The 10,652-nt window shown below is 33.3% G+C and carries 9 protein-coding genes; 1 reads left to right on the top strand and 8 read right to left on the bottom strand.

The window, feature by feature from the left end:
* The first annotated feature begins 299 nt into the window (after nt 1-299).
* Nucleotides 300-1,424, top strand: coding sequence for an ROK family protein (locus tag GMC_RS0107495; RefSeq protein ID WP_238527945.1), 1,125 nt, complete (start codon nt 300-302; stop codon nt 1,422-1,424).
* A gap of 475 nt (nt 1,425-1,899) precedes the next feature.
* On the opposite strand, the gene GMC_RS0107490 is transcribed toward GMC_RS0107495, so the two are convergent.
* From GMC_RS0107490 to GMC_RS21210, 8 genes are all read right to left on the bottom strand, one after another.
* On the bottom strand, nt 1,900-2,535 hold the full coding sequence (locus tag GMC_RS0107490; protein WP_010521552.1) for a bifunctional 4-hydroxy-2-oxoglutarate aldolase/2-dehydro-3-deoxy-phosphogluconate aldolase: 636 nt from the start codon (nt 2,533-2,535) through the stop codon (nt 1,900-1,902).
* Nucleotides 2,532-3,152 carry a carbohydrate kinase family protein gene (locus GMC_RS22170; protein WP_238527944.1) on the bottom strand — a complete coding sequence of 207 codons (621 nt, stop codon included), beginning with the start codon at nt 3,150-3,152 and terminating at the stop codon, nt 2,532-2,534. The genes GMC_RS0107490 and GMC_RS22170 overlap by 4 nt, the downstream gene beginning before the upstream one ends.
* Nucleotides 3,131-3,538 (bottom strand): PfkB family carbohydrate kinase, encoded by a 408-nt coding sequence (locus GMC_RS22165; RefSeq protein WP_238527943.1) that lies wholly within the window; start codon nt 3,536-3,538, stop codon nt 3,131-3,133. Before GMC_RS22165 ends, GMC_RS22170 begins: the two co-directional genes overlap by 22 nt.
* 15 nt (nt 3,539-3,553) lie before the next feature.
* Nucleotides 3,554-4,708, bottom strand: a complete 1,155-nt coding sequence (locus GMC_RS0107480) for a mandelate racemase/muconate lactonizing enzyme family protein (RefSeq protein ID WP_010521551.1) — start codon at nt 4,706-4,708, stop codon at nt 3,554-3,556.
* Entirely contained in the window at nt 4,708-6,012 is a 1,305-nt protein-coding gene (locus tag GMC_RS0107475) for an MFS transporter (protein ID WP_010521550.1), read from the bottom strand. Before GMC_RS0107475 ends, GMC_RS0107480 begins: the two co-directional genes overlap by 1 nt.
* 441 nt (nt 6,013-6,453) lie before the next feature.
* Entirely contained in the window at nt 6,454-8,436 is a 1,983-nt protein-coding gene (locus GMC_RS0107470; protein ID WP_010521549.1) for a DUF3857 domain-containing protein, read from the bottom strand.
* A gap of 282 nt (nt 8,437-8,718) precedes the next feature.
* Nucleotides 8,719-9,990, bottom strand: a complete 1,272-nt coding sequence (locus GMC_RS19450; RefSeq protein WP_094766270.1) for a transglutaminase-like domain-containing protein — start codon at nt 9,988-9,990, stop codon at nt 8,719-8,721.
* Nucleotides 9,933-10,652: a DUF3857 domain-containing protein gene (locus tag GMC_RS21210; protein ID WP_094766269.1), complete on the bottom strand. Its 720-nt coding sequence runs from the start codon at nt 10,650-10,652 to the stop codon at nt 9,933-9,935. Before GMC_RS21210 ends, GMC_RS19450 begins: the two co-directional genes overlap by 58 nt.

The following is a 10,652-nucleotide window of genomic DNA, read 5'->3' as shown; positions in this document are numbered from 1 at the left end:
CTATATATATAAATAGTATCTTTTGTTATTTAACTTTGTTTTTAAACGGCAAAAAACATCTTTTCACCTCCTTAATTCTGCTTTTAGATTTAAATTAACAGGAAAAATTGACTAAAACAAAATAGCAATAGGAACTGTTTTTTATAATTTGAAGGTTCATTAGAGAATGAATATTAGTGTTAATCGATTTATAAGAATTACTGATAAGTTCTGGTGCTATAGAATCTGCTCATAAAGATGTACTACAGCAACGATTAAAACTTTCTGGCCAACGATGAACCACTAACGGGTTTCAACAAATGCCACTGCTAAGAGTCGTCTACAAAAGCAAACAACAGCACAGAATAAAAAAATTATGTCAAAACGCAGCACAAAGGAAATTTGTCGTACACCCGATTCAGTTTTATAAGAAACTATTAATTTTCGATGGTTTTTTTATAAACCTTACTTATATTATTCTTCAAATAAAAACAACAATGAAAGTAGTATTAGGTATAGATATTGGAGGGACAAGAACCAAACTTGGGCTAGTTTGTAACGAGGGTAAAATTCATAAGGAAAAAAGCTTCTCTACAAAAGATCACAAAAATTTCGATGAATATATAGATCAATTAACTCTAGAAGTAAATACTTTACTTGAGAAAGATGAAATTTATGATGTTATTGGAATAGGTATTGGAGCTCCTAATGCATCAAGCAAAAGAGGAACTATTGAAAATGCCGCTAACTTAAATTGGAAAGGTTCATTGCCTATTGTGGAATCACTAGAAAAATATTTTAATGTTCCAATTAAATTAATGAATGATGCAAGTGCAGCTGCTTTAGGGGAAAAGTTATTTGGTGGAGCAAAAGAAATGGATGATTTTATTAGTGTCACTCTAGGAACAGGCTTTGGTGGAGGAATATTTTGTAATGGTCAGCTTGTTGATGGGTTTGATGGTTTTGCGGGAGAATTAGGTCATATAGACATGACTATTGGAGACGGAAGACTCACTGGTTTGAATATTAAAGGAGGATTAGAAGCTTATGTTTCGGTCACTGGCTTAAGAAGAACAGTATCTCACATGCTTTGCTATTATATGGATGATAGCCCACTTAGAGCAATTTCTTACAACGACCTCACGGGCGAAATTATATCCGATGAAGCTAGAAAAGGTGATTTTATTGCACAACAAGTATTCGAATATACGGCTGAAATTTTAGGCTCTGCATTATCAAATTTTGTAGCTTTTACTCAACCAGAAGCCATCTTTATGGCAGGAGGTTTGACTAAAAGTTCTGATCTATTATTGGAACCAACTAAAAAATATTTAGAACAAAATTTATTAGAAGTTTACAGAGGCAAAGTGAAACTTTTAATTTCCCCGCTCATTGATAAAAACCCTGCCATTTTAGGCGCTGCAGCTTTGATTTGGAATGAGTGATTGAAAACTTTTAGAGAATACCTTGAAGTATTATTTAGCTGTATGATGCACTTAAAAACCGTTGAATTAAATTACCAAAAATATTGATTTTTAGGGTGTATTCATTAATACAACCCTATTCGAATGATCCCAGAGGCCTGAGATTTAATTCCCGTGCTCACAACCACAAAACCTTTTGAAAATCAAGGGGTTTTGTTTTTTTGTTATTTTTTTATCCTAATAATAGACCTTCTTGTACATGCAGGCGGTATTGACTATTGTAGGTTACAACCCATTACAGCCAAATGAATATCCTTTAGTCTTTTTAGTACTTCTTTTTCAAAAGCAAAAGAAATCTCACCAATAGAATAAGATAATCTACAGAAATCTTAAATGCATCTGTAATTTTTGCTACGACATCTACGGAAGGTTCAAAATCTCCTCTTTCTTATCGTTCTATCACATCAGGATAAAAAAACAAACATTGAACGTAAATTTAATATTCACTAACGATCTTCAACATTTGCTTTGCGGTGTTTTTTATATTCGCTATCGAATTTGTTTCGTTTAAAGCAGTCAAATCCCCCCCTACTCCAACGCCTTGTATTCCTGCATCAAACCATTCTTTAATATTGTGCAATCCAATACCACCAACTGCAAATAATGTAATAGCACTCAATGGCCCTTTAATAGCCTTATAATATGGAATGCCCATGCTTTCAATACCTCCTGGAAATAATTTAACGGCATCTGCACCAGCTTCATTTGCATTGCAAATTTCAGTGGGTGTTAACGCGCCCATCAAAACAGGTAATTCATTTTTATGGGCATAAGTAACTACAGCTGAATTTGTATTTGGTGTTACAATAAACTGTGCTCCTGCTGACACCGCTTTTTTGGCTAAATTGACATTAGTAATAGTTCCGGCTCCAATCAAAATATTAGGATATTTTTTTCTTGCCTTTTGGATTTCTTCAGTAAATCCAGCGGTATTCGAAGTAATTTCTAACGCTTTTATCCCCGATTCAACTAAGGCATCAATAATCATTGAAACATTTGATTGTGATTTGGAACGAATAATGGCTACTATTTTTTCCTGAGTAATAATGGCTAATTTTTCTTGTCTATTCATCGTAATACGTGTCCTGAGGTTTGTCCATTAACAATGGCATTAATTTCGGCATTGGTGCTGGTATGGTGATCTCCATAAATGGTGTGTTTTAAAGCAAATGCAGCCGCACCAAATTCAATAAGTTGTTGTGCTTCCCAATTGTTACCTAAACCGTGTAAACAAGCGGCAGCAAAAGCATCACCTGTACCAAAACGATCTAAAATACCTACGGTATATTGATTAGATATGGCATTCCCTTCCGGAGAAGAGAAGACGGCTTGGAGTTCATTTATACTTGCTGAAATATGATTTCTGATGGTGAATGCACAATGCGTTACTCCAAACATTTCTTTAGCAATTCCTATGGCTTCAAGTGTGGCTTGCAATGAATCTGTGGATTTGGGTTGAATATGATGCACATCATTTAAGGCGCCTGTATTTCCAAAAAGGATGTCAGTCATGCCTAAAACTTCATCAAAAATTTCTCGAGCTGCGGAAGCTTCCTTCCATAATTTCCTGCGATAATTCATATCAAAACCTACACGTACTCCACGTTTTTTTGCCTCCTGAACGCAAAGGATCAATTCTTTTGCGCACTGTTTCGATAAAGCTGCGGTTATTCCTGAAACAAATAACATTTTTTGTTTTTAAAAATAGCATCCCAATCAAATTCATTGGCTGAAATTTCACTAAAAGCTGAGTACTTACGATCGTATATAACGCTTGAAGGTCTAATGGAAGTTCCTATTTCAATAAAATAAGTCCCTATCCGATCTCCACCTTGTACTATATTATTTGTTTGAATGCCGTATTTATTTAAGGACTGTATGCAATTAATTCCTAATGCATTGTCAGGTAATTTTGTAACAAACGAAACCTGATTTCCTAATACGGCCAAGGCGCTTGCTACGTTGGATTCAGATCCTGCGAAATTTACATTAAACTCAGCGGTTGATTGTAACTTTTCTGCGTGAAGCGAAGGGGTTAAACGGAGCATAATTTCTCCAAAGGTGACAAAACTCATAATAGTATTACTGTATTACCAATTTGTAAAAGATCCATCTTTTTTAAACAAATGTGGTGTTTCTTTCATTTCAAATGATAATTCTGACGCTAAATCTTCATTAAATTCTACACCCAAACCTGGTGTTTCCGGAATTTTGTAGCGTGCTCCCTCCAATTTAGGTTGCACTGGGTAAAACTTTTCGCTGTTAGTACCACACCATTCTACTGGGGTATTAATTTCTTCCAACCAGGCTACGTTTGATGAAGCTGCTAGCATATGAATGGTAGCTGCTGTACAAATTGGTCCAAGGGGGTTATGTGGCATTACATCAATATAATTTGTTTCGGCCATAGCCACAACTTTCATTGCCTCGGTTAGTCCCCCTACATTACACACATCAATCCTAGCATATTGGGTAATGCTATCTTTGATATATGGCCAAAATTGCCATTTACTGGCAAATTCTTCGCCTAAGGCCAATGGCACATTAATCATTTGCCGTAGCTGTTGATAAACCTGAGGATTTTCATCTCTTATAGGTTCCTCTAAAAAATCAATAGTCCCTGCAGGAATTCTATTCATAAATGTAGTTACTTCGGATACGGTAAGCCTATGGTGGTAATCCAAACCTATAGTCATTACATTTCCCATTTCTTTTCTAAGCACAGGCAGCCAGTCTACTAAATTAGCCATGGATTCTCTGGCTACAAAAGGCGCTGCACCTTCACTAGCTTCATATAAACGTATAGCTGTAAAACCCGCTTTTTTTAGGGTGTGTGCTTTACTAATTAACTCCTCTTTAGAATCAAATTTTAACGATGCAAAACACTCAATAAATTCGCGTTGTTTACCTCCCAGCAATTCATAAACGGGTACTTCAAATAATTTCCCTTTTATATCGTGCAATGCAATATCTATTGCCGATATGGCGGCTGTTAGCACGCGTCCACCTTCAAAATACTGACTTCGATACATTTGTTGCCACAAGGCGCCAATGCGCCTAGGATCCTTTCCAATTATAAAATTAGCATAGTGCTTTACTGCACCTACCACTGCCAATTCTCTTCCGCTTAAACCAGAGGCTCCCCATCCATATATGTCTTTTTGATCAGTTTCTATTTTTATAATGAGCTGATTTCCATTTTCAATACGAACTGGAAAGGTTTTTATAGCCGTTATTTTGATCATTAATTTTGAGTTTCGTTGTTAGTAATTTGTATTCTTTCAACCTTTCCGACAAGGAAAATATAAGCTAAAAATCCTAAAATGGCTATAATTCCAATAAAAAATAGCGCAGGTTCAAAATTTCCTTCTTTTGCTAAAATACCTATGACTATTGGCACAACTACAGCTGACAAACCACCCATTAAATTAAATACGCCTCCTACCAAACCAATGTGTTCTTTTGGCGCAATTGTTGAAACAAATATCCAAGAAATACTTGCAAAACCTGTCCCAAAAAATGCTAAGGTTAAAAATGCTATAGTAAGAAATTGGCTTTCGGTATAGTTAGCTAAAATAATTGACGATGACAAAAATAATCCAGTTAACACTGGAGCTTTACGAGCAATCTCTTTAGAAACTCCCCTTTTTATCAAACGATCAGATAATAAACCTGAAATAATAACACCTAAAAAAGCACCAAGAAACGGAACTGAACCCATAATCCCTGACTTCATTAAATCAATCCCTTTTTGCTCTTGCAAGTAGGTAGGAAACCAAGTCAAAAAGAATATAAAGGTGGATCCTAAACAAAACTGACCCAAATACAAACCCCATAATTTTTTATATATAAATGCATATTTAAGATCGGACCACTTAAAAGGCTTTACTTGTTTCACTTTTTTTACTTCATCTTTTTGAATATAATCCAATTCGGATTGATTAACTCCTTTATGATTTTCAGGATCTCGGTAAAAAACATACCATACAAACGCCCAAATTACTCCAATAATTCCTGATAAAATAAATAACCCTCTCCAACCTAATTCACTTTGAATATAAGCTAGTAATGGGGTTAAAAAAGCAAGACCTATGTACTGCCCCGAGGTATAAAAAGCAATTGCTGATGCGCGCTCCTCCTCAGGGAACCATTTTGTTGCTATGGCATTATTTATAGGAAATGATGGCGCTTCAAACACTCCAATACTTGCTCTAAGACCAACTAAAGCTGCAAACGAACTTACCAAACCTTGTAGTAAAGTGGCTATTGACCATAAAATTAATATGAGTGTGTATAAAACTCTGGCTCTAATTTTATCGACAATTACTCCACCTGGAATTTGTAAACTGGCATAAGTCCAACCAAAGGCTGAAAAAATTAATCCCATTTTAACTTTATCCAAATCTAATTCATTTGATAATGCAGTAGCTGCAACCGATATGTTAGATCGATCGAGGTAATTAATAACCACCGATATAAAAACCAAACCTAGAATACCAAATCTTTTTCGCGTTGGATTGACTGAAGTAGTAGTATTTTTTTTAATCACTTGTATATTGAGTTAATGTACTAATTAGTAAATTTTCTAATCCTTTGTTAAAGGATATGCATCATTAAAAATCCAAAAAAGGCATCAATACTAATTGTCCTTATTTGGCGAAACAATGATGAGATAAAAAACGTTTTTTGAAGAAAAACAAAAACGTTTTCAACAAAAAAACAAAATCAAGTGTGGGAATTATGTTAAAGCAATATAGTGAAATAAATGTTAAATTAAACAATTGTTTAACTGTATTATCTACAAATAATATTGGTTGTGCTAATTAGTTTGCAGATCATTTTTATTTGCTAAAACGCAAATAATCGTTAGGTTTCCTATAAAATCAACAATTAATTACGTCCCAAACTTATACATTTCCTAAAACGTATAAGTTTGAAATCGTTACAAAATTAATCAATGAAATTTAAAATGGTGTGTAGTTAACTATTTCTACTTTTTGTTTAAAACTAAAGTAACTTTATTAAAATTTGCTGCGCTATTAATGATCGTTCTGTATTTTTCATAAATAGCTACCGGGATAATATTTTGATTGTAGTATTCCAATACAGATACAATTAATTGATTGTTTTGTATTTCATAACTGGATTTAAACATGAATTGAACTTTTCCATCTTCCTCAAAAGACTCGTCAATATTTATGCTGTTTAAATTTTGAAATTGATAGCCATCGGGTATGTCTACAATCAATTTACGATTGTAACTTCTTTCAAACATATTTTCTACAGGAAGCTTTCGTGCTTTTTCCTGATACATTTCTTGTTGCAGTCCAATCAAATCACCTAATTTGAAAAGATATTTTCGACCTGCCTTTTCAACAAAAGCATCGGAACTCATTTTTGCGGTAATATGCAAAGGTTTTTTTCCAAAGTCATATTGTCCGTCATTAAACACTTGCTTTTCCTTAATTTCTAAATTCTCGTTAATCGATTTTATAATATTTTCAATGGCTTCATCTTTAGCTTCTGCTTTTGCTAAATGTAAATATGGCTGCACACTCAACGCGTAATATCCACTCATTTTCCGGTCCATTTCTAAATTTGTAGTTGTCAAATCATCCGGATCAAATGACACATTCATAATTAAATTATATTGCGTTTGATCATAATTAACGGGTTCAATAAATTTTACTTTTCCTAAACCAGAAGTAAAATCACCAAGAGTCACAGGCTTTATAAATAATCCATAAGTGTCCGTTAAATTGCCCGAAGGAAAACCTAAACGCGAAAGCGGACTTAAAGGTTCCATGTATAATTTAAGCTTAGGAAAATAAATTAAGTAGTCCTCTAAAAAGTTGTAAACTTCAAAATCTTTATCAAACTTAACATCACTACGCGGACAGGTGAGTACAATTTCATGTTTAACCCCTAATTTATTAAATATAGCTGCATATAAACGCATCATCCCAGTCTCGCCTGCAATTTTAGTTTCTAATATTTTATCAATATCGTCTAACCCTTGTTGTTTGGCTGTAGTAACAAAAATATTAGATTTTATGTAAGTTTCTATTTGTAATATTTCTTCTGCCGAGGGCGTTCCTTTTACCTTTAAAATTGAAGCTATAAATTTATCTAAGGCTTTCGCCGTTTTTTTATCCAATTCAGGGTACAAACTTTTGTATACGTTTTGGGTAACCTCACCATAAGAAACATACTCTTTAGTAGGATTAGCAGTATTTTTATCCAGCTTATAAATTACTTTTTGCAAAGCAGTATCGTAAGGCGCTTGACTTTCAATTTCCAAACCTTCCACTTTATCTAATTTTACCGTCCAAAGGTTTTTATCCTTTACCAAAGTATCTTTTACCATTTCAGGCAATCCATTATAACTTTTTGAACTGAACACTAAATTTTTTGGTGAATAAAGGTAAAAACTAACATTTTCTTTATAGTATCCATCTTGTAAATATACACTAGCTCCGGTATAAGCTGGGTAGCGTTTAATAACATAATAATACTCAATAAACGATCCTTTTTCAACACCTTCAAATGCATAATATTTGTAGTTTACTTGCGTTTCTTCATTTTTTGCCTCAAGTATTTTTGAATCATCAAGCTCAATTATTTTTCCGCTTTTTGTAATTACGCGTGCCTTATTTTTTACCAATATTTTTGTGGCTGATGTGGGTAAGTATACCTTATTATACTCTTCAATTTTATCATTGGAATTTAACCAGTAAATGTTATGTATTAATGAATATTCTACAAAACCTCCTTCAGCGGTTAATACAAATTCATTAATTGTCTTTTCCTGAAAAGCAACAACGTCTTTTTCAGTATGAGCGGTGGTATTAAAACTACTTGTAGGGTTTTCATCCCATTCATAGGTTTCGCAAACTGCTGCTGTTTGACTAAAAATTGCAGATGTTGTAAAAAATAATACTAGTGAAATTAAAAAACTATTGTGTGTATTCATGTATAAATTTTAAGCTGTGTAATAGTATTTGGGGCGCTTGATAATTGAGGCTAGCTCCATACTTTTGAGCATTGATTGTTGGTTGTTGTGAATATAAAAAATATATTCTTATTCAATTTTCAAATAACTTAGTTATCCTAGATGTTCCAATGCTATTTAAATGCAAGATATCAGTTTCTATTTAATTTTGAAGATCAAGGTGTTTTTTTGAAAACTTACAATCTCCTACGATCTATTTACGGCCTGCTTTAATTGACCTTTTTTGAGGAACTCATTCCCTTTTTATTTCTTTTTAAGAATCACAACCTCCTTGTAATTCTTCTCAATTTTTTTGATCATTTTATTCAACTCCTTTTGTTCTTCTAGCGTAAGCTCAATAAAATTTTGAGTGACGCTCAATTTATAAATAACTTGATTGCTTTTAGTAGCATATTCAATTTTACAACTAAAAAAATCATTTGAAATTTCAAAACTTTCAGGTACGTAATCTAGTTGCATTGTACTCGGAATTTCCAATACCGAAGTCATTTCATTAGTGCTTTTATAATTAAACTGTTTCCCGCTTTTACGGTTATCGTCCTCTTTTAAACGACTTAAGTCTCTATTAAAATTCATGTTAACATACACCTCATTTTCATAGCCTTGTGCGTAGTTTTCGATATTAAAAGTATAATCCACACTATAAGCTTTGTCATAAGCAAATTTATTAGCTTCCTTAAAATCATCAATTAAAAAACGATTACTTCCTTTACGTAATTGGTAAGTGTAGAATTCCTTTAAATCCTTTTGTTTTGTCAATTTTTCCAGTGCATGAAAAAGATCAGTTTTAAGATATCCATTAGTTACAAACTTTCCTTTACCAATGACCTTTTTCCCTTCGATATTGATGTATATACTGTCACTAATTTGGTTTCGTTCTGCAGGAACCACGGGTACTTTTTTTACAACAAAATCATTTTTCCCAATACCGATAAGCGCCTCTTTCCCTTGAATAAATGATGATGGCATGTCAATGGGTGTATACCTACCTGTAGCATCCAGGTAATACACTTTTTCCCCTTCGGTATACGATAAAATCATATGATTATCCACTGCAGGTGTTGGAACTTCACTGTAAGTATAAGGAATACTCCGAGTACCGATCCATGTTAAATTCCCTTTCAGATTTGCAATTTCCAGCATTTCCGATAATATACTTGAATTATCTTTGCAATCACCATACTTTTTTCTGAAAACATCATTGGCTTCTCTTGGGATAAAACCACCTAAGGCATACTCAAACGCAATGTATTTTACATTTTCCTGAGTCCAATAATAAATTGCCTTTACCCTTTCCAAATCCGTTTTTTTATCCTTAGTAAGTTCTTTGACCAATGCGACTAACTCTGGACTTGAAGACTCCGTGTTTACATTTTCTACTAACGAATAGTACCAATTATACAAATCGCCCACTGACGACGACAGCTTTTTAGTTCCTTTTTTTGTTTTGTATGAAGTTAATATAGGAATAATATGTGGTACAATGGTTCGAAAGCTAGGCGCTCCACTATCCATATCATAGGCTGCAACCTCTTCCGTTTCCCAAGTATATATGATTTTGCCTTTTTTTCTTTTTTAGAAAAATTTATATCTAAACCCTCTAAATTAAACTCTTTCAATTCAAGTTCAATTTCATTATCAACACTTAATGTAAATTTACTTTTAGCAATTGGTGCATTTAATCCAAAATAAAGCGCATTTAAAAATCGTGGATTTTTTATCTTTTGTGAATAGCTTAATGAAGTTTTAGCACCTTCGTGCAAACGTGGGTATATAAAATTAATAGTTTTACTGTCATCATAAAAACTTGTATTCATATCATCTTTTTGCACAAAATCCGTTACAGGTATTTCTTTGTACTTGCCTCCGTCAAATACCAATGAAGATGCCTTAACATCATCCACCTCAAAAAATGACGAATAATGAATTGCTCTTTTAGAACCATAAGTGGCTCCTGCCGACATGTACAAATTATCTTCCCTAATATGCTGGCTGATTTCTAGATCATTGTTATTTAAAGAAACGTCAATCTTAATTTCATCCAAAAGACGTACAAAATTAGCATTTGGATACTTGTCCTTATATTTTTTGTACAAAGGCGAAAATTCTTGAGACTGTGCTTGAATAGTAGTTCCTAATAAAAAAAGAAAAATAAATGTGCTAAAAAGTCTACTCAT

Source organism: Aquimarina agarivorans, from assembly GCF_000218485.1.
In the GTDB taxonomy this organism is placed as follows: domain Bacteria; phylum Bacteroidota; class Bacteroidia; order Flavobacteriales; family Flavobacteriaceae; genus Aquimarina; species Aquimarina agarivorans.
The sequence above is the reverse complement of the archived record's forward strand: the minus strand, read 5'-3'. Positions and strand labels throughout refer to the sequence as shown.

What these genes read in the sequence shown, in the direction of transcription:
- GMC_RS22165 (WP_238527943.1), bottom strand. Translation starts at nt 3,538, where the DNA reads ATGAGTTTTGTCACCTTTGGAGAAATTATGCTCCGTTTAACCCCTTCG.
- GMC_RS21210 (WP_094766269.1), bottom strand. Translation starts at nt 10,652, where the DNA reads ATGAGTAGACTTTTTAGCACATTTATTTTTCTTTTTTTATTAGGAACT.
- GMC_RS0107490 (WP_010521552.1), bottom strand. Translation starts at nt 2,535, where the DNA reads ATGAATAGACAAGAAAAATTAGCCATTATTACTCAGGAAAAAATAGTA.
- GMC_RS22170 (WP_238527944.1), bottom strand. Translation starts at nt 3,152, where the DNA reads ATGTTATTTGTTTCAGGAATAACCGCAGCTTTATCGAAACAGTGCGCA.
- GMC_RS19450 (WP_094766270.1), bottom strand. Translation starts at nt 9,990, where the DNA reads ATGGATAGTGGAGCGCCTAGCTTTCGAACCATTGTACCACATATTATT.
- GMC_RS0107495 (WP_238527945.1), top strand. Translation starts at nt 300, where the DNA reads ATGCCACTGCTAAGAGTCGTCTACAAAAGCAAACAACAGCACAGAATA.
- GMC_RS0107470 (WP_010521549.1), bottom strand. Translation starts at nt 8,436, where the DNA reads ATGAATACACACAATAGTTTTTTAATTTCACTAGTATTATTTTTTACA.
- GMC_RS0107480 (WP_010521551.1), bottom strand. Translation starts at nt 4,708, where the DNA reads ATGATCAAAATAACGGCTATAAAAACCTTTCCAGTTCGTATTGAAAAT.